The sequence below is a fragment of the Symbioplanes lichenis genome (assembly GCF_030709675.1).
GTDB classification, from domain to species: domain Bacteria; phylum Actinomycetota; class Actinomycetes; order Mycobacteriales; family Micromonosporaceae; genus Actinoplanes; species Actinoplanes lichenis.
The window spans coordinates 230,840-248,047 of sequence record NZ_JAUZQD010000014.1 but is presented as its reverse complement, the minus strand read 5'-3'; the positions used below and the strand labels follow the sequence as shown (position 1 = coordinate 248,047).

Sequence of the window (17,208 nt, the reverse complement as noted above, 5' to 3'; positions counted from 1 at the left end):
GCATTGAGCCGATGAGCGACACCGGAAGGGGCACGAGTCCCGACTTCATCGAGGCGCTGGCCCGCGGCCTCGACGTCCTGCGCGCCTTCCGGTCCGGCACCCCGTCGATGACCCTCAGCGAGGTCGCCACCCTCACCGGTCTGGCCCGGCCCACCGTCCGGAGGATCTTGATAACCCTCGAGACCCTGGGGTACGTGCGGAGCGCCGGCCGGGACTACGCGCTCACCCCCCGGGTCCTCGACCTGGGCATGGCGTACGTCGACTCGCTGAGCATGTGGGAGGTCGCCCGCCCGCACATGGAGAAGCTGGTCGAGCGCACCGGCGAGTCGACGTCGCTGGCCCAGCTCGACGGCAGCGACATCATCTACGTCGCCCGGGTGGCCGTCCCCAAGATCGTGACCCTGGCCGTGACCATCGGCACCCGCTTCCCCGCCCCGGCCACCTCCATGGGCAAGGTCCTGCTCGCCGCCCTGCCCCCGGCCGCCGTGGCCGCCGTGCTGGCCGAACCGTCACGCTCCGGCATCACCCCGCGCCGCTCCCCCGCCGACCTGGAAGCCGCCCTGCGCGAGGTCCGCGCCAAAGGCTGGGCCCTGGCCGACCAGGACCTCGCCCCCGGCATCCGCTCGATCGCCACCGGCGTCCGCGACGGCACCGGCACCGTGATCGCCGCCGTCAACGTCACCGTCCACGCCGCCGAAACCTCCGTCGAAACCCTGACCGACGACTACCTCCCCGAACTCCTCCGCACCGCCGCCGACATCAGCCACGACTGGAGCCTGACCGCGGCCATCCCCTCGGTGACCGCCTGAGCAGCCCTCTTCACACCTCGCCTCTCGCGTTCAGCGTGGCTTCAGGCAGGCTCCTGCACGCTGTGGCCATGAACAAGCCCAACCTCCGCAGCAAGCGAGTCATCATCGCCACCACCGCGACCGTCGCCGCCCTCGCCGTCGGCGGCGGAGTGTGGGCCACCGCGGCCAGCGCCGACTCCGACGGCGTCACCGGCGACGACCGCACCCGCGTGGCCGCCGCCGCGGTCCAGGCGGTCGGCGGCGGCACCGCCACGGACGTCGAGACGAGCGACGATCAAGGTGAGGCGTACGAGGTCGAGGTCCGCAAGCCCGACGGCACCGAGGTCGACGTGACCCTCGACAAGGACCTCAAGGTCATCGCCCAGGAAACGGACACCCCCTCCGGCGCCGCCGCAGCCCCCTCCGGAGCCGCCTCCGACGCTGACGACCGCGCCCTGACCGACGCCGAGCGAGCCGCAGCCGAAAAGGCCATCCTCGCCGCAGTCCCCGGCGGCACCATCACCGACCTCGAGGCCGCCGCAGCCCCCGCCGCCTACGAAGCCGAAGTCCGAACCCCCGACGGCGCCGACTGGGACATCACCCTCGACGCCGGCTACAAGGTCCTCACCAAGACCGCCGACAGCTGACCCACCCACCCGCCGGCTCGAAGGGGACCCCCCTTCGAGCCGCGGCGGAGGCCGTGTAAAGTTCTTACCTGTGCGGCCCGCAAGGGAGCCGGACGCGGAAACCACCGCGATCGGGGCCTGAGCAGGACAAACAACACCTTGTCCGGGTGGCGGAATGGCAGACGCGCTAGCTTGAGGTGCTAGTGTCCTTTATCGGACGTGGGGGTTCAAGTCCCCCCTCGGACACCACGCAGGTACACGGTGATCGTCTTCGACGGTCGCCGTGTTTTTGTTTCCGGGGTCGATCTTGTCCGACCGAACTTCCGCCAGCACTGTTCCCGTACCAGGCCGGTAGATCATCTGTAGCCCGATCCGAGCGTAGATCTCCGCGCGGTCGTGCTGGTCAGCCTGCCTCAGCAGCCCCAACAGTCCGCCGAAGGCGTCGACCAGGGCGGCGATCTGCTCCTCGCTCATCCGCTGTGGCGGCACCTCGGTGAGTCCGAGTCGCGCCTGAGCCGTCTTCTTGATCGTCGTGGTCTCGCTGATCCAGCCGGCGACGAGTGCCGGGTCGCCGCCAGCGTCGAGCGTCGCCCGGTACCGCTCGATCTTCGCGTCGCACTCGGCGATCGTCTGGCGCAGCCTCGGCGCCTCGTCGTGCTTCTGGTGCTCGGTGAGCGCGGCGCGGTGGCTGGCCTCGGCGATGCCCCGCAGGGTCTCGGAGAGCCGGTTGTGGCCGAGTTCCTCGGCGAGGAATTGGTCCACCGGGTCGGTGATCGAGTCTTGGCGGAGGTAGAGCACGGGCGGGTGTGCGATCTCGTGCTGACGGACGTAGTCGCGGGAAGCCTTGCACCGGTAGTAGATCCGCCCGTGGTTGACGCTGCCGTCCATGACCCGCCCGCACAGCCCGCACCGGAGCAGTCCGCGGAACAGGTAGGGGTGCCGGCTCCGGCGCCGCGCCTTCCCGGCCTCGCCGACGGTTCCCCGCGCCTTGACCGTCTGCTGGGCGCGCTCGTAGAGGTCGGTGCTGACGATCGGTGAGTGCGACGCGGTTCGCGACCAGACCCATTCGTCCGGGTGGTTCCAGCGGTGCCGGCTCTCGTGCCCGAGAGCGACATCGTCAACGTCGATCAGCACCTCGTCGGTGCGAGCACGATTCCAGACCTGGCGGCCGGTGTAGCGCGGATTGCGCAGGATGGCCCGGACGGCGGTGGTCTCCCACACTTCTGTGTGGCGATGCGGGTTGCGCGCCCGGTCGTAGGCAGAGGGGCATGGGATGCCGTCCTGCGTCAGACCACGCGCGATCGAGGTCATGCCGCGCCCGCCGACGTATTCGGAAAAGATGCGTTCCACGACGGGTGCGGTGACCGGGTCGGGGTCGAGTTGGTGCAGCCGCTTGCCCTCGGCAGCCTTGCCGGGGTTCGGATGCGAGCCAGCGTCCGCGAGCCGGTAGCCGTAGGGCGGGCGCCCGCCGAGGTAGCGGCCTTCAAGCTCCGTCTGCGCCTTCATCGCCGAGCGGACGCGTACCTTGATCCGGTTCCGCTCGCCCTTGCTCATGCCGCCGTAGAGCGCCATGACGAGATCATGTGCGTCCGAGCCCGGATCGATCGCACCGCCGATCTCCGGCACCCACAGGCTGACGCCGTAGTGCACGAACACCGGAAAGGTTATGCCGAACTGACTGCCGTAGAAGGCGCGCTGCGGTTCCCCCATAACCACCGCGTCGAAGTCGCGTCCGGCGCTCTTGATCGTGTCGAGCAAACGCGATGCCTCCGGTCGTCGTTTCCACGGCAGCGAGCGCGAGAGCCCGATGTCGAAGAACTCGGCGACGATCTCACCGCCGGCGGGCTCGATCAGGCTCCGAGCGCGGGAGAGCTGCCAGGCTTTCGATGCCTGCGGGTCTTGCTGGTCCTCGGTCGACACGCGTCCGTAGAAGGCGAACCTCGTCATGTCGATCGATTCTTATGGGCGCGCTCGATGATGCACCAGAGCACGTCAGCGGCGGCATCGGTGAGCGGGACGTCTAGTGACGTTCTGAGCTGGCCATTCTCGGTGACCAGGACTTTCGTCGTTCGTATGCTGCGATTTCTCCTCTCGTCCTGCGGCTCGTCGGTAGTGATCGTCGGGCCTCCTCTCTGCTCGGTGAGGGGTGTCCGCGCGGTCGTCCGTCCGTTGTCCGTCCGCGCATTGATGGGCGCAGACGCGCGCGAGCGGACGGACGTCCGCGCGGACGATCGGATCAGGCTCGCCAGCGCCCTCGGGCGATCTGGCGGGCGTTGTCGGTGCTGGCGAGTGCTTGCAGCCGCTCGTAGACCCATGTGCGGCCCATTCCCGTGCGGCGCATCAGTTCCAGGACGGTCAACCCGGTCGCGGGTGCGTCTGCCAGAGCGACTGTCAACGCTTGTTCGGGATCGGGCGTGGCCGGTATCGCGGCTGGCCGGTGCTCGCCGGTACCCATCGCGTCCTGAGACAGGGAGTCCAACTCCGGCCGCTCGTTCGCGTACCGGGCGACGGTTTTCCGGACGTCCTGGTCCGTGACGAGGTAGCCGCGAGCGCGGCGCGGTTGGTTGTGGCCATCGGCCAGGACATAGAACTTGCCGGGTGCGTCGAGGGTATGGGCGTGCCAGCCGGTGGAGAGCATGCCCTTGTCGAGGATGAGGTCGACGTCGCGGCGTTCCCGAACGCGGAGGCAGACCCGAACGCTCATCTGCGAGCGCAGCGCCCCGCCGCCCATGGCTTTCTGCGTTGGCCGTTGCGTGGCGGCGAGTAGGTCAACAGCGACCGCTCGTCCGCGACGGGCCACCGACTCGGCGTGCGTGAGCGCGGCGGGTGCGGTGTCGGCGAGTTCGGCGTACTCGTCGATGACGATGACAAGCGCTGGACTCGTCGGCGTGGGTATCCAAACGCGGGTGTTGTCGTTGCCGGCGGCGTGCGCGCGGGCGTCGAGCACCGCAACGGCGTCGGCAAGAAGGCGGGTGGCCTCGGCGGGCGTGGTCGCGAGCCGGGCCAGGCACGGCGCCCACGGTCGCAACTCCATGCCGCCCTTGAGGTCGATGCCCCACAGCACGACGTCCTCGCAAGCCGCCAGATTGCCGAGCATGACATTCAGAACGCCGCTCTTGCCCGAGTCGGTCGTGCCGCCGATCAGGGCGTGACGTCGCAACAGCGGCACCCGTACGGTCGTCGCGTCCTCGAAGACGCCGAGGTCGATCGGATCGTTGAGGGACCGAGCGGTCGGCCCCGGCCATGGGATGGCGCCGGCATGCGGGTCAACCGCGAGGACTCGGACCGTGTACCGGCCCGCATGGGCGGGATCGTGCTCGACCCGTACGGCGCCAGGCCGCGTGCCCAACGCCGATTCAATGGCCGGCACCCGGGCCACGACGTCCGTGACGCTCTGTCCGGGCCGCAGTTTCACGAGGGCGCGCCAGCCCCACGTGTCCACCACGGCCGACATGATGCGCGAGCCGGTGAGTCCGATCGCTTCGGCAAGGTCGGGCCAGGCATTGATGACCCTGTCGACCCTGACCCGCGCCCGGCGTCGGCGGTGCATCCACCAGGGGACAGCGAACACGATCACCGCGAGCACGAGGAGCGAAGGCAACGGCGCCTGTCCCGGACCGAGCGCGGTGGCGACGCTCATCCAGGCACCGGCTACGCCGGAAACCGTTGCCGCGTATGCCTTTTCCTTAGTCCGGCTGATCCCGTACGGCCACCCTTGCAGCCACGCGCCGAGCGTTGCTGCCACCGTCAGAAGCGCAACCACCGGCCACGTCTCGGGGTGGGTCCGGTGCAGGACGAGCGCGGCGACGGTGAGAACACTCGCGACCGTGAACGGTGCGAGTTCGGACCGGTAGCGGAACAGCGTCCGCCCGGTCACCGCTAGGGCGGTGATGAGGATCGGTTCGTCGGGCACGAGCAGGAGGGGTTGAGGATGACGCCGGCTCCATCGGCGATGCGGACGCCCGGACGCCCTCATCGGTTTGCTGTGTCTTCTGGCGGTGCCCACGTCCGGTGCTCCGCCACGGCGTCGCGGAGGTAGGCGAGGGGCTCGTTGTCGCCGTCGTGGTTGGCGGTGAGGGTGGCGCGACTGGCGGCGAGCAGGTCGGCGAAGTCCCAGCGGGTGCGGGTCAGCAGAAGCGAGAGCCACTCGATCTCCGCGAGCATGACGGGGACGTCGGCGACGGCGGTCCAGACGGCAGTCGGAGTAAGTTGATGGTAGGCGGCGTTGAGGTGGGTGGTGATGGCCTCCTGGTCGAGGGTGGGGCGCGGGATGTGAGTCTCACTTGTCATTGGTGAGTGGTGCCTCCTTTCCTTTGGCGGGCGGGGGTTCAGAGGTCCAGCCCGGCGACGAAGCGGGCCAGGGCGCGCAGCCCGTCACCGATGTCCGGACCGATGGAGGACGAGGCAAGGAAGTAGCCGAACGTCGCGCAGATGGCGGCTTGCCAGAGCGGCAGGCGGGCATAGCGCCACAGCAGGAACACGAAGAAGCCGAGCAGGACGACGGCGGAGACGGCGATCGTCACGCGGCACCGTCATCCTGGCGTCGCCGCGCCCGCCGGCTACGGATCGCCCGGTCGGCGCCACCGTGGCTCCCACGCGGCTGGTGCCGTCGAGTCCAGCGCAGCCGGGCGGCGCACTTGCGGCAGAGCGCGGGATGCCCGCTCCCGAGCCGCGCACCGCAGGGACAGGACGGAATCTCGTTGTACGGCAACAGGTTCCTCATCGTTGATCTCCTCTCAGGCCGGCGATGCGATGGCCGCATCGGCATGCCACACAGAGTGCGATCAATCGACGGGACGTGATCAGGTCATGGCTGGACGTATCGAAGACGTCTCCACTAGCCTGGTCGGGCTGCCGGGACGTCTTGATGGGAAGTCGATGCCGAACGAGCGCCTACGCACCGCGATGTTGGAACGTGGATTGACCACGGCCGAACTCGCCGAGGCCGCGAACGTCGACCCGAAAAGCGTCGAACGATGGATCAGCGGCCGTACCCCATACCGCCGCCACCGGTACGCGGTCGCGTCCCGCCTCGGGGTCGATGAGGTCTTCCTCTGGCCGGACGCGCTGAGCCCCGACCAGGTCGCGAGCGCCAGCGAGAGCGAGATCATCACCATCTACCCGCACCGCTGGACGGTGCCGTCCGAGCTGTGGCGCAACATGTTCACCAGAGCAGAGGAAGAGATCGGCATCCTGGTCTACAGCGGCCTATTCCTCTCCGAGGACGCTGGCATTCGCAAGATCCTCAGCCAGAAGGCAGATGCGGGCGTACGGGTCCGAATCTTGCTCGGCGATCCGGACAGCGAGGTCGTGGCGCAGCGCGGAGCCGATGAGGGCGTGGACGACGTCCAAGCTGCCAAAATCCGCAACGCGCTCGTCATGTATCGGCCGCTGCGCGACGTCGAAGGCATTGAGTTTCGGTTGCACCGAACGGTGCTCTACAACTCGATCTACCGCGCTGATGACCAGCTCCTCGTCAACACGCACATCTACAGTTTCACCGCAGCTCAGGCTCCGGTCCTGCATCTGCGCCGGGCGGCCGGCGGCGGCATGGTGACGACGTACCTGGAAAGCTTCGAGCACGTCTGGGACAGCGCGACACCGTTGGAGTGAGGCCGTCATGGGCGAACGGATCGACTTCTACGACGACCCCACTGCGCCCGCCGCCACCTCCCTCGTACCCGCAGCGAACGCGATCGTCGTCAACGACCAGCGCGAGCTCCTGCTGATCCGCCGCTCGGACAACGGCAACTGGGCGCTACCCGGCGGTGCCATGGACCTCGGAGAATCGCTTCCTGAGTGCGCCGTCCGGGAGACGTCCGAGGAAACGGGCATTGACGTGGTCATCACCGGCCTGGTCGGCATCTTCACCGATCCCCGCCACGTCATCCTCTACACCAGCAACGGCGAGGCGCGGCAGGAGTTCTCCGTCGTCTTCTCGGCCCGCCCGGTCGGCGGGACACCGACGACCAGCGCGGAGACAACCGAGGTCCGATGGTTTCCTGAGGCCGAGATCGACTCGCTTTCCATGGACCGCTCGATGCGTATGCGGATCAAGCACTTCCTGGACGCCCCGCAGGAGGTGCATCTTGGATAGCGACATGCTTGGTGCCGTGGCGGACTCGTTCTCGGCGGTCGGCACCGTTGGTGCATTCCTTGTCGGCTTCCTGCTCCTGCGTCGTGAACATCACCGCGAGGCCGGCCGAGCCGAAGACGATCGGCGCGCCCAAGCCGAGCAGATCAGCGCGTGGGTAGAGCTGACGCGCCAGCTCGACGGCAAGCAGAATCTGACGTTCCACATCCACAACGCGAGCGCGATGCCGATCTACGAGGTAGAGCTGCCGCTCCCGGCTCGCGGCGACGAGGAGCCGCGCATCGAGTTCGTCGGACTGGTCCCGCCCGGTCAGACCATCCAACGCCCCGGACCGGCGGACTGGCTGCGCTCGTACGTCGAGCCCGAGCCCGTACAGATCGAGTTCCTCGACAGCGCCGGCCGCCGCTGGAGCCGCGACGAACAAGGCACGCTGTCCCGCGTCGAGTGACTCAGCGCTCGGCCAACGCCGCCTCGATCACCCGGACCGAGTTGATGATCAACGGGCTCGCCTCTCGGATCGACTCGGCGACAAGGTCCCCGTCGCCGTACCGCGAGAGAATCTCGGCCAGCCGTCTCTCCACCTCGACCGGTTCGCCATCCGGCGTGGTCGTCATGTCCGCGTACGTGATGGCGTCCGTCGCTAGCCCCTCGACCGGTGGAAACTCGCTCGCGAGCACCTCGGACAGGCCACGGTTCCGGCCCTCGATGTGCGCGCACGAGTGGTTGGCGACCAGCCGGCAGACCAAAGCGTCCGCGCCGGCGACATCGCGTAGGTAGCGGGCACCGTCGAGCTGGTGCATGCCCGTGGCGACCAGATCGGGTGCGTACCCGACGTCGTGCAGCCAGGCGGCGGAGACGAGCGCGGACGCGTCGTCACCGAGGAGGTGAGCGACCGACTCAGCCTTGCGGCCTACACCTTGACTGTGCGCCCAACGGCGGGGGACCGACTCGGCCAACACAAGACGCGCGAGGTCACGGGCACGTTCGATCTGCTCCACACGGGCAGGTTAACGAACGTCCCTCGTCAGCGCGGCCCCCGCTTACCTGCCAGTCATCCCGAGCGCCGTAGCGAGGCGCTCCCCAACTTCTGGCGACACGTCGCCCAGCCGAACAACTGCGGCACCTCCACGGCCGAGGGCGTCGTGGAGTCCCGGGAAGTCCTGGCCAACGTCGAAACCAGCCTCTTCCAGCGCTACCGCCAGCCGGTCCGTGGCCTCACGCGCTGCGTCCTGCTCCGCTTGATCGTTACTTGGCATCGCGGCCCGTCCACTCGCTCGCAGCGTCCCTGATGGCCAAGTCTTCCGATCGAGTGACCGAGCGTGAACCACAGCGTTAGGACGTCTAGGGACTTCTTGGCTACGATGACGACCTCGCCCAGCGATGGGAGTCGTTGCGTGAACCGTCACCCCCTCGCCCGAGCGCTCCGCAGCGCCGGCATCACGACCATCGACGTCGCCGCCCGCCTCAACGTCGACCCGAAGACCGTCGACCGCTGGACGACCGGCCGCATGCCCTACCCTCGCCACCGCGATGCCCTGGTACGCCTCACCGGCTGGCCTGCCCACGACCTGTGGCCGGACCTCCCGCGCCCGGCCGAGCCCGCCGCGACAGCCGACGAGGTCCGCATCGTCTACCCGCACCGCTCGGCCGTGCCATCCGACGCGTGGTCACGCCTGCTGAGCCAGGCTGAGCGCGAGATCGACATCTTGGCGTACAGCGCCCTGTTCCTCGCCGAAGACGCCACGGTCCCCGGCCTGCTCCGGGACAAGGCACGCGACGGCGTCCGCGTCCGCATCGCACTCGGCGACCCCGATGGCACGCACATCACCAACCGCGGAGCCGAAGAGCGCATAGGCACAGGGATGAGCGTCCGCATCCGAACTGCCCTGGTCAGCCTCCGACCGCTCGCGGACGAGCCCGGCATCACCCTCCGCCTGCACGACACGGTCCTCTACAACTCAATCTGCCGCGCCGACGACGAGATGCTCGTCAACTCCCACGTCTACGGCCGCCCTGCCGCCCACGCCCCGGTAATCCACCTCAAGCGCGTAAGCGACGACGGCATGGTCCCGACTCACCTGGCATCATTCGAGCGCCTATGGGGTTCCGCAAAGCCGTTGAACGTCTGAGTGCCGTCCGCCGAGGCGCCCACGACACCAGGCCACCGACGCGGCAGTACGCCGTACTCATCAAAGATGCGGAGCGCCGCGTAGCGCGCACGACATGGCTCCGGCTCCAAGCAAACGGCGCACAACCCACCCGGCGTACCCGTCAGATGTTCGTACAGCTGCACTTGCGCCAGCTCCAACCGCCTGCGAGCAGCCTGAGCGAGGTAGAAGCTCTCGCTCACAGCTCATCATCGTCCTCAGGACGATAGGTCTTCTTGTACTCCTCGATGTCGCTGGTCCACCAGATCCTCCCGCAAGCCAGCACAGCCGCCGGCGCAGGAAAATCATCCTGATAGCTGAGCTGGTAGACGCGCTGCCTGCTCAACCCCAAGATTTTCTGAATCTCGGAGCCACTCACGATGGCCAACGGTCGACGGATGGAAGGCTGCGGCAATCGAACACGCATCATCTGTCCTCAGGGTCGATGACCACCCAGCCGCCCGGAGCGAGTCACGGACGGCCGGGGTTCCACGTCGCCGGTGTTCCAAGGCTTCAGTACTCTGAAGACCGGCACGTGACGAGCTTGACGACAGCGGCGACTCAAGCGGACCACGACTCCGTGGACGTCCGAGGATTCATGGATGTCGCAAGGCGTCCAGGTAACGCGAAGCTCGCATGCTGCACGACCGAGTCATGTACCACTAAGAAGCATTAGCGAAATTTGCACCTTTCGAGTCTTACGTTGAACCCGTTGAGATCAGACGGTGATCGTTTTTCGTCGACCGACATGGAGTACGTCGGCGTCCCCCCACTTCATGGTTAGATACATGCCTTAGGGCCAAGCTGAGGCAGTAAGAATGATCCAGAAAAGGTGATCAGGCTGACTACACCGATCAACGTTGCACTGACAGTTCGAAGTGAATCGGTGCAGCAGGCGTACTCTTCGTTCAGAAGCGACAGATTTCGCGTTAACAGGCGATATCAAAGAAAGCTAGTATGGAGCGTTGAGGAGAAACAGCGCTTAATCGACTCTATCATCTTAGCCCTTCCCCTTCCGCTTTTCTTGGTCGCGGAAACCTCTGGTGCGGCAGATGCGCCTTTAGAACTTATCGACGGAATGCAGCGACTCAACGCCATTTTTGCATTCATCGAACAGGAGTTCGACCATCAAGGTTCACATTTTGACCTAGACACTCTGGCGGACACCAAGGCGCTGAAAGACGCCGGCACAATTACGCAGAAGAAGCCGGTTTTGGATAGGGGACTGTCGGTAGCTTTCGCTAATTACTCTCTTGCGCTATCTGTCTTTCGGGCTGATGAGCAAAGCTCCATCGATGAGGTTTTTCGAAGAATCAATTCCGGAGGGCGCCGTCTTTCCAAGCAAGAGCTGCGGCAAGCAGGCACCGTGTCACCGCTCGCCGACCTCGTCAGACGACTGGCATCACGTATTCGGACTGATACTTCGCCTGGCGACATTGTTCCTCTAAGGATTATGCCGCATCTCAGCATTAGTAACAAAAACCTACCTTATGGAATTCCTGCTGATGAAATCTTTTGGACTAAGCAGGGCATCCTTCGTAGAGACGATGTCAGAGAATCAGCCGACGAGCAAGTGATCCTTGACATTCTGATCGATTGCCTGATAGAACCACTCGTCACTTCCGGCGCTCGAACGCGCGACAACTACTACAGCTTCTCGGCTGACTCTGCGGATAGCGAGTCAATTGAGGCGACACGCATTGCGAGCCACATAAATATATACGGTACGACAAAGCTGGAAGACGACTTCATGGCCGTCTACGATACAATTCGCGCTGTTATTGACGCCTCGGGCAAGCGCTTCGGCCCCTTGCTCGGCATTTCTCTAACGGGTCGAGGGCCTCGCTACTTCCATGGATTATTCCTTGCCATGTTCGAATTGATGTTCAAAGACTCAGTTCGTCGGACTATGCATGACGCCCATGCCCTCGCAGATAAGTTCGCAGGGATCGGGAATATCGCAGTCATCACCAGCGGCGGAGAGTGGACTGCAGATGCCAAAAGGACAACCGTCAATGCCTTTAAGGGCGTTATATCGTCAGGAATGGAAGAGTCAAGTCGCGGCGAGCAGGACTACGCCCGATTCGGATGGACTAGCCACATAGAAATTCTTCTCGGGAACGCAATCGTGGAGCAACAGCTTTTCGATCACAAGCAAGGGCTTTTGACACTAGCGCCTCATCGCAGAGTCTTCGATGAGAATGCGCTGTCGAAGATAATTGAAACGCTCACGGCAATGGCGAACATGGGACATGGTCATACTGGTTATGTTGCGCTCGGCATTGCAAACGATGTTGAGATCTCGCAGAAGATCGCTGAAATTGATGCCGTTGCCCCCGTTGAGCATCGCGGATTTCATGTTGTGGGCATAAGAAGGGAGGCGACACTAAGAGGAGAGGATTTAAACTCCTATTGGACCTGGCTAATGCAGAAGTTAAGCTCCCACAGGAAGATTACACCTCATTTCGCTCGCAAGTTAACGCGGGATGCCAGGCTGATACCCTACAAGGGATTGGAAATCGGCTTACTTAAAGTTGAAGCCGTTACTGAGCCCGTTTTTTTCGACGGTAAACTGTGGGAGCGGCTTGGATCGAGTAATCGGGAGGTGCCGCAAGAGGAATACATTAACGTTTTCTCAAGGTTCCGACAACAAGAGCGCTCGCGATGACGTAGTCGACGACTTGCTTACCAGCATTTGATCCAAGATAGCTTGATGGTTACAGTCAGCGAGGCGCAATGAAATTAAGAAGATTGCCTGTTGAACCGCCACCAACGATCGATGCGGCATGGCAATTCTATACGTCTGCGCGTAATGAGCTACTGCAGCGCGTCAGCGGTCGAGATTCAACTCAATTTCTCTTCATGGCGGCGTCAGCAACACTTTTCAGCGTTGCACTCAGCTCAAAGATTAGCCAAGTTCTATACGCGGTGCCCCTATTAGGGCTAGGCGTCAGCCAGCTGTACTGTCACCATACGATCATAATTGGCGCTTTAGGAAAGTACGTTGGCGCGGAACTCGACCGCTGGTTGAAAGAAAACGGCTCAGGATCGGAAATCCCCCCTCAGTGGGACAATTCCGAAGCCTTACTCGGCTTGAAACAAAGTCATCTTCGCAGGATTTTGTCGTCCGGCTACATACTTATTGTCGTACCTGAGGTTCTAGCTCTAGCGTTTGCGGCGGTTGGCCACCGTTTTTCGGCCGTCGATTATGCTGGCTTATCCCTCGGCGCGGCAGCTGTCGCAATATCAGTGATCATCGTTTCTTCTGCGTATCGCATACGTAAGGTGCAGCTTAATGATACCGCAAGGCATGTTGAAAGCACCGCAGTTCGACCATCCCCAAGGACGCGCATTGATGACCGGCGCTAGCGTGGGGGGTCTTATGGTTCTGGCGCGAAGGGCCGGTCATCGCGGAGTAAAACAATTCGTGTGGACGCTACCGACGTGTGTTTAGCAGCCGTGTTGGGCCTCGGACACGTTAACCCCCACGCTGGTTTCTTACCCTGAGTGAGCGATCAACGTGGGGGTTGAATGCATTTCAGGGCTCCCGCATTCCCGGGATGACCAACTGCTTATTCGACGTACGGGTGGTCATGTGCCTCTGACCGCCCGATCACTATTTCTCCGACACAATCAGAATCGGTCACTCCCCAATACTGGGGCTGGTCCCGATGACTGACCACAACCCACCGGACCTCATCCCGGCTGTCTCCCTGCCCGATCGTGAGCAGGCCGCCCGCTGGCGTCCGACCACACCGCTGGCCCGCCGGCCTTTGCCGCTGCTCACGCTGACCGAGAAGCGGACCGGCGACGCCGTGTACGGCCTGAGCACGATGGACTGCGGCGGCCGCATCACCGACCGGGCCATCGTGACTGCTCTCGGCTGGCAGGCTGCGAGCCGGTTCTCGTTGCACGTACACGGCAAGCTTGTCGTTCTCGAGAGTGACGACACGGGAATCTTCGAAGTGCGTCAGAACCTGGCGCTTCACCTACCGGCGGCGGCACGCCGCTGGTGTGAGCTGACGGCCGGATGTCGTGTCCTGCTGGCTGCCTATCCGAAAGGTGGGCTGCTCGTGGTCCATCCACCGGTGGTGCTCGACAAGGCGATCGGCCGTATCCACGCCCAGGCGCTGGCCGGTGATGGGGATGGGTGAGGCCGGCCAGGCGGAGCTGGACGCGGCCCGGCCGTTGCTCGAGCGGATGGGCGTCTCCCCGCTGGATCTGCTCGAAGACGTACAGGGAAGGTCAGCGGCGCCGACGTTCGATGACTATGTGCCGGGGGTGATGGCGTCGTTGACGGCTGGGACGCGCAAGTCGTACGGGACCTACCTGCACCGGGCGGCCGAGCGGTGGGGGTCACGGCCGGTCGGCTCGGTGAGCCCGTCGGAGATCCGCACTTTCTTGGCGGATCTGGTGGCGGCGATGCAGGTGCGTCGCAACGCGCGGGGTGGCCGGGGCACGCAGGAGAACGCGATCGCCGCGCTGCGGTGCTTGTATCGGAGGGCGACGGCGGACGGGCTCATGCGGGGTGCGGCGTAGGGCGACGGGTTGCCGGTCTGGTCGCCGAGGTAGTGCTGCTAGCTCACGATGCAGCGTCCCGGCCGCCCGTCCCGCGACGGCCGGGATACTGACCTTCTCGATCGTGCCGCCGGGCCGGTAACCGAGGGTCTGCGTGAAGGTGCATCTGCCGGTCTCGGAGGAGACGCACAGCTCGTCACGCGACGGTGACCCCGGTAGCCGGCAAGGTCAAGTGCGTCGGCTCGCCCGCACTACTCGGAGGCGCCGACCACCATGGTCGCCTCGGAGGTCTGTCGGCGCAGTTCGGTCAGGCGCTGGTACCCAGGGGAGCGGTACCACCGGTCGACAGTCGCGGCGTCGGGGAATTCCTGGATCACCAGGCCGTTCGGCTGCCAAGGGCCCTCGAGCACGGTGGGCTTCAGGTCGACCAGCACGTTCCGGCCGCCGAATTGGGCGAGGACCTCGGCCGCCTCCTTCGCGTACTGGCCGAACTGTTGCGGGTCGGTGACTTTCAGGTCGATGACGACGTATGCAGGCATGGGATCGACGCTAGTGAGGGCAGATCCACCGGGCCATGCGCGCTTGGCCGGACTTGATGCGCGCCCGGGTCACTATCGTGGCCGGGTGGACGTGCTGAGTCAGGTCATCATGACGCTGCGGGAAGGGGATGCGTTCTTCCGCCGGACCCGTCGCACCGGGTACTGGGGCAATCGGTTCGGGCCGTACCACGGCGCGGGATTCCATCTGGTTGTCGCGGGTGAGTGCTGGTTCTCGCCGGCCGCCGGGCCACCCGTGCTGCTCGCCACCGGTGATGTACTCTTCCTGCCGCGGGGAACGGTCCACGCGCTGGGGGACCGGCCGTTCCCGGACTTCCGGGCGCTGCCGGACGAGCACGCCGACGGATCCGACCTTGGCGACGGCATGAGCGGCGGGCCGGCCGTCGAGATGCTGTGCGGGGCGTACGAGCTGCGCCGGCACTCGGTCCAGCCGCTGCTCGACGCCATGCCCGACCACGTGCTGCTGCCGGGCGACGGTGACGCATGGCGCAGCGCGACCGACCTGGTCGACTGGGATCGTCCCCCCGACCGGGCCGGCGACCAGGCCACCCGGGCCGCCGTGCTCGACCTGCTGCTGGTACGCATCCTGCGACGATGGATCGACCGGCACTCGCTGGAGGCGTCGGCGGGCGATCCCGGCCTGGTGAAGGTCCTCCAGCGTGTACACGAGGCGCCGGCCGAAGCGTGGACCGTGCAGCGGATGGCCGCGCTGGCCGGCCTGTCCCGCAGCACCTTCAACCGGCGTTTCACCGCCGCTCTGGGCCTGCCGCCGCTGCGCTACGTCGCGTGGTGGCGGCTCACCCTCGCCGCCCGGCGGCTGCGCCGGACCGACGCACCGCTCGCGGCCATCGCCGGTGAGGTCGGCTACGCATCGGAGTTCGCGTTCGCCCATGCGTTCAAGCGTGAGTTCGGCATGTCTGCGGGTCGTTTCCGCCGCACCCCGAGCACTGCCGATCGTGAGCCCCTCGCCCAACGCGACCACTGAGGCGATCTCAGCGAGGAAGTGAGCGGCATGGCAGCCGGGTCGTCGTACACCATCGCGCCGCTGAGCATCCGGACGTGGTCCGCCTTCGATGCGCTGGTGCAGTGGCACAGTGGCATCTTCGGTGGCTGCCGGTGCATCTGCTTCCACCCTGACGGGCCCGAGCGCGGCCAGGGCGCGGAGGCCAACCGGGCGCTGAAGAAGGCCTGCTTCGAGCCGGGCAAGGCGCATGCCGCGCTGGTGATGGACGGCGCCGAAGCCATCGCGTGGAGGACGCGAAACGGGGTCCGCTCCCCCCGTAATCAACCTCTTCCCCGACGGCCCTGAGAACACCGCGGCGGACAAGACGATCGCCGAAGTCCCGCTCCAGGTCGTCGATCGTCACGTCGATCCCGCCCATCGGCTCGATCACGGCCGTCAGAGCCCCGTGGCACACCGTCTGACGGATGAAGGACCAGGCGCCGCTGTAGCGGGACGGTCACCGCGGCGTACGGCTTCCGCCCGGGCCGGGCCCTTTCAGGGCGGCGGAGGATGCCTCCAATATCCGGTCGAGCGGTGGTGCCGTTACGAGTTGATCGCAATCGGTTCGTTGGGTGCTGCGGAAGCTCCAGCGTTGAAGATGCGGGTCACGACGGCAACGCGCTGGCCGAGGTGGCGAGCGGTGTTCAGATCGGCGGCGTGCGCCGCGTCAGGACCCTGTGTGTTTCTCCTGGTCTGGTCGACCTTGAAGATCGAACTGGTCTACCGGACGTCCTGGCGGACCCGCGACGAGGCCGAGAACGCGATCTTCGAATACATCGACGGCTGGTACGACACCCGCCGCATCCAACGCGAACTCGGCTACCTCAGCCCCGGCGAATACGAGACCGCCTGGCACGCCCAGACCGAGCCAGATAACCTCACCCCTGCCCCGACCGGAAGCAGGTAACCACCGGTCCGTCGAAACGGGGGGAAACTCAGCGCCGCCGCGGTACGAGTAGCCGCGGCGCAGGATCCGGCCGCGGCCGGTCGCCGGTGTACGCGGATTGGCCCGGCGGATGTGCGCATCCATCGCGATCACCTGCCCGGTCGGGTCGGCGCCGTAGTCGAACGCGGCGTCCTCACCTGTCTGCCCCAGCGCCGCGCCGTCGCTGCGGCGCCGGCCGAACACCGCCTCCTGCCGGGCGATCGGCTCGGCGTCCCACACGGTCGTGGCGAATCTGATGATCCGCACCACCTGGTATGACCCGCCGGCCCTCCCAGCTGCAACTCCCAGACATGATCCGGGTTCATGCGCTGAACGATACGGTCGCGGAGCACTGCGCGAAGACTCTCCTGATCAGCTGGTTCTTGTACTGGCCCTCGATGCCGAGTCGCGGCGGCAAGGGGTTCGGGGCCTTGAAGAGCGCCGGCTCGCGCTTGCCCTTCGGCTCGCGGCGGTGACGGCGGCTGAGGTCACTCTCCGGAGCCGGCAGCCGCCGGACCCGGCGGGTCAATCCCCGCACTTGCACCAGCCT

The 17,208-nt window shown here is 65.6% G+C and carries 21 protein-coding genes, 1 tRNA gene and 1 pseudogene; 14 read left to right on the top strand and 9 right to left on the bottom strand.

Translation table 11 applies throughout. The features are described 5' to 3' along the window. Nucleotides 1-11: 11 nt before the first annotated feature. The 3 genes from RAN62_RS31065 (at nucleotide 12) to RAN62_RS31055 (ending at nucleotide 1,663) form a co-directional block, all read left to right on the top strand. The gene (locus RAN62_RS31065) at nucleotides 12-809 is read left to right on the top strand and encodes an IclR family transcriptional regulator domain-containing protein (RefSeq protein ID WP_305788372.1); all 798 of its coding nucleotides are present in this window, start codon (nucleotides 12-14) and stop codon (nucleotides 807-809) included. Nucleotides 810-877: 68 nt separating this feature from the next. Beyond that, the gene (locus tag RAN62_RS31060; protein ID WP_305788371.1) at nucleotides 878-1,435 is read left to right on the top strand and encodes a PepSY domain-containing protein; all 558 of its coding nucleotides are present in this window, start codon (nucleotides 878-880) and stop codon (nucleotides 1,433-1,435) included. Between the two features lie 140 nt (nucleotides 1,436-1,575). Further along, nucleotides 1,576-1,663, top strand: a tRNA-Leu gene (locus tag RAN62_RS31055). On the opposite strand, the gene RAN62_RS31050 is transcribed toward RAN62_RS31055, so the two are convergent. The 4 genes from RAN62_RS31050 to RAN62_RS31035 all read right to left on the bottom strand — a co-directional run bounded on the left by RAN62_RS31050 (nucleotide 1,625) and on the right by RAN62_RS31035 (nucleotide 5,937). Further along, a complete protein-coding gene (locus tag RAN62_RS31050) occupies nucleotides 1,625-3,361 on the bottom strand; it encodes a recombinase family protein (protein WP_305788370.1) in 1,737 nt (578 codons plus the stop codon). The two genes, RAN62_RS31055 and RAN62_RS31050, sit on opposite strands and share 39 nt — an antisense overlap. A 289-nt stretch (nucleotides 3,362-3,650) precedes the next feature. Then, nucleotides 3,651-5,327, bottom strand: a complete 1,677-nt coding sequence (locus tag RAN62_RS31045) for an FtsK/SpoIIIE domain-containing protein (protein WP_305788369.1) — start codon at nucleotides 5,325-5,327, stop codon at nucleotides 3,651-3,653. Between the two features lie 59 nt (nucleotides 5,328-5,386). Next, the gene (locus RAN62_RS31040) at nucleotides 5,387-5,704 is read right to left on the bottom strand and encodes a hypothetical protein (RefSeq protein ID WP_305788368.1); all 318 of its coding nucleotides are present in this window, start codon (nucleotides 5,702-5,704) and stop codon (nucleotides 5,387-5,389) included. Nucleotides 5,705-5,742: 38 nt separating this feature from the next. Further along, the gene (locus RAN62_RS31035; RefSeq protein ID WP_305788367.1) at nucleotides 5,743-5,937 is read right to left on the bottom strand and encodes a hypothetical protein; all 195 of its coding nucleotides are present in this window, start codon (nucleotides 5,935-5,937) and stop codon (nucleotides 5,743-5,745) included. Between the two features lie 286 nt (nucleotides 5,938-6,223). Here RAN62_RS31035 and RAN62_RS31030 point away from each other — a divergent pair, with 286 nt between their 5' ends. From RAN62_RS31030 to RAN62_RS31020, 3 genes are read left to right on the top strand one after another with little or no spacing between them, the layout of a single operon-like run. Beyond that, nucleotides 6,224-7,027 (top strand): helix-turn-helix domain-containing protein, encoded by an 804-nt coding sequence (locus RAN62_RS31030; RefSeq protein WP_305788366.1) that lies wholly within the window; start codon nucleotides 6,224-6,226, stop codon nucleotides 7,025-7,027. Between the two features lie 7 nt (nucleotides 7,028-7,034). Beyond that, nucleotides 7,035-7,511: an NUDIX hydrolase gene (locus tag RAN62_RS31025; RefSeq protein WP_305788365.1), complete on the top strand. Its 477-nt coding sequence runs from the start codon at nucleotides 7,035-7,037 to the stop codon at nucleotides 7,509-7,511. A 16-nt stretch (nucleotides 7,512-7,527) separates the two neighbouring features. Further along, nucleotides 7,528-7,956 (top strand): hypothetical protein, encoded by a 429-nt coding sequence (locus RAN62_RS31020; protein WP_305788364.1) that lies wholly within the window; start codon nucleotides 7,528-7,530, stop codon nucleotides 7,954-7,956. 1 nt (nucleotide 7,957) lies between these two features. On the opposite strand, the gene RAN62_RS31015 is transcribed toward RAN62_RS31020, so the two are convergent. Next, complete coding sequence (locus tag RAN62_RS31015) at nucleotides 7,958-8,506, bottom strand: HD domain-containing protein (protein ID WP_305788363.1); 549 nt, start codon at nucleotides 8,504-8,506, stop codon at nucleotides 7,958-7,960. A 363-nt stretch (nucleotides 8,507-8,869) separates the two neighbouring features. Between RAN62_RS31015 and RAN62_RS31010 the strand changes: the two genes are divergently transcribed. Beyond that, nucleotides 8,870-9,637, top strand: a complete 768-nt coding sequence (locus tag RAN62_RS31010; RefSeq protein ID WP_305788362.1) for a phospholipase D-like domain-containing protein — start codon at nucleotides 8,870-8,872, stop codon at nucleotides 9,635-9,637. Between the two features lie 217 nt (nucleotides 9,638-9,854). Here RAN62_RS31010 and RAN62_RS31005 read toward each other — a convergent pair whose 3' ends face one another. Next, on the bottom strand, nucleotides 9,855-10,034 hold the full coding sequence (locus RAN62_RS31005) for a DNA-binding protein (RefSeq protein ID WP_305788361.1): 180 nt from the start codon (nucleotides 10,032-10,034) through the stop codon (nucleotides 9,855-9,857). Nucleotides 10,035-10,541: 507 nt separating this feature from the next. On the opposite strand from RAN62_RS31005, the gene RAN62_RS31000 reads away from it, so the two are divergent. From RAN62_RS31000 to RAN62_RS30985, 4 genes are all read left to right on the top strand, one after another. Further along, nucleotides 10,542-12,323, top strand: coding sequence for a DUF262 domain-containing protein (locus tag RAN62_RS31000; RefSeq protein ID WP_305788360.1), 1,782 nt, complete (start codon nucleotides 10,542-10,544; stop codon nucleotides 12,321-12,323). 68 nt (nucleotides 12,324-12,391) lie between these two features. After that, on the top strand, nucleotides 12,392-13,024 hold the full coding sequence (locus RAN62_RS30995; protein ID WP_305788359.1) for a hypothetical protein: 633 nt from the start codon (nucleotides 12,392-12,394) through the stop codon (nucleotides 13,022-13,024). Nucleotides 13,025-13,326: 302 nt separating this feature from the next. Beyond that, nucleotides 13,327-13,809: a hypothetical protein gene (locus tag RAN62_RS30990; RefSeq protein ID WP_305788358.1), complete on the top strand. Its 483-nt coding sequence runs from the start codon at nucleotides 13,327-13,329 to the stop codon at nucleotides 13,807-13,809. Beyond that, nucleotides 13,802-14,194, top strand: a complete 393-nt coding sequence (locus RAN62_RS30985; protein ID WP_305788357.1) for an integrase — start codon at nucleotides 13,802-13,804, stop codon at nucleotides 14,192-14,194. Before RAN62_RS30990 ends, RAN62_RS30985 begins: the two co-directional genes overlap by 8 nt. Nucleotides 14,195-14,424: 230 nt before the next feature. Here the strand turns inward: RAN62_RS30985 and RAN62_RS30980 are convergent, their stop codons facing one another. Continuing rightward, a complete protein-coding gene (locus tag RAN62_RS30980; protein WP_305788356.1) occupies nucleotides 14,425-14,712 on the bottom strand; it encodes a DUF1330 domain-containing protein in 288 nt (95 codons plus the stop codon). An 85-nt stretch (nucleotides 14,713-14,797) separates the two neighbouring features. Between RAN62_RS30980 and RAN62_RS30975 the strand changes: the two genes are divergently transcribed. The 3 genes from RAN62_RS30975 to RAN62_RS30965 all read left to right on the top strand — a co-directional run bounded on the left by RAN62_RS30975 (nucleotide 14,798) and on the right by RAN62_RS30965 (nucleotide 16,640). Further along, nucleotides 14,798-15,715, top strand: a complete 918-nt coding sequence (locus RAN62_RS30975) for an AraC family transcriptional regulator (protein ID WP_305788355.1) — start codon at nucleotides 14,798-14,800, stop codon at nucleotides 15,713-15,715. Between the two features lie 27 nt (nucleotides 15,716-15,742). Continuing rightward, nucleotides 15,743-16,039, top strand: a complete 297-nt coding sequence (locus tag RAN62_RS30970) for a hypothetical protein (protein WP_305788354.1) — start codon at nucleotides 15,743-15,745, stop codon at nucleotides 16,037-16,039. A gap of 373 nt (nucleotides 16,040-16,412) precedes the next feature. Next, the gene (locus RAN62_RS30965; RefSeq protein ID WP_305788353.1) at nucleotides 16,413-16,640 is read left to right on the top strand and encodes an IS3 family transposase; all 228 of its coding nucleotides are present in this window, start codon (nucleotides 16,413-16,415) and stop codon (nucleotides 16,638-16,640) included. A 51-nt stretch (nucleotides 16,641-16,691) separates the two neighbouring features. Here the strand turns inward: RAN62_RS30965 and RAN62_RS41270 are convergent. Together RAN62_RS41270 and RAN62_RS30960 are read right to left on the bottom strand one after the other, a co-directional pair. After that, nucleotides 16,692-16,967, bottom strand: a pseudogene (locus RAN62_RS41270) (deferrochelatase/peroxidase EfeB); the annotation flags it as partial. 13 nt (nucleotides 16,968-16,980) lie between these two features. Next, nucleotides 16,981-17,196, bottom strand: coding sequence for a hypothetical protein (locus RAN62_RS30960; protein ID WP_305788352.1), 216 nt, complete (start codon nucleotides 17,194-17,196; stop codon nucleotides 16,981-16,983). Nucleotides 17,197-17,208: the final 12 nt, after the last annotated feature.

Coding starts and splice junctions, on each gene's coding strand:
- RAN62_RS31040 (WP_305788368.1), bottom strand. CDS start 5,704: ATGACAAGTGAGACTCACATCCCGCGCCCCACCCTCGACCAGGAGGCC.
- RAN62_RS30995 (WP_305788359.1), top strand. CDS start 12,392: ATGAAATTAAGAAGATTGCCTGTTGAACCGCCACCAACGATCGATGCG.
- RAN62_RS30970 (WP_305788354.1), top strand. CDS start 15,743: ATGGCAGCCGGGTCGTCGTACACCATCGCGCCGCTGAGCATCCGGACG.
- RAN62_RS31060 (WP_305788371.1), top strand. CDS start 878: ATGAACAAGCCCAACCTCCGCAGCAAGCGAGTCATCATCGCCACCACC.
- RAN62_RS31050 (WP_305788370.1), bottom strand. CDS start 3,361: ATGACGAGGTTCGCCTTCTACGGACGCGTGTCGACCGAGGACCAGCAA.
- RAN62_RS31010 (WP_305788362.1), top strand. CDS start 8,870: ATGACGACCTCGCCCAGCGATGGGAGTCGTTGCGTGAACCGTCACCCC.
- RAN62_RS31025 (WP_305788365.1), top strand. CDS start 7,035: ATGGGCGAACGGATCGACTTCTACGACGACCCCACTGCGCCCGCCGCC.
- RAN62_RS30990 (WP_305788358.1), top strand. CDS start 13,327: ATGACTGACCACAACCCACCGGACCTCATCCCGGCTGTCTCCCTGCCC.
- RAN62_RS31065 (WP_305788372.1), top strand. CDS start 12: ATGAGCGACACCGGAAGGGGCACGAGTCCCGACTTCATCGAGGCGCTG.
- RAN62_RS31030 (WP_305788366.1), top strand. CDS start 6,224: ATGGCTGGACGTATCGAAGACGTCTCCACTAGCCTGGTCGGGCTGCCG.
- RAN62_RS30985 (WP_305788357.1), top strand. CDS start 13,802: ATGGGTGAGGCCGGCCAGGCGGAGCTGGACGCGGCCCGGCCGTTGCTC.
- RAN62_RS30980 (WP_305788356.1), bottom strand. CDS start 14,712: ATGCCTGCATACGTCGTCATCGACCTGAAAGTCACCGACCCGCAACAG.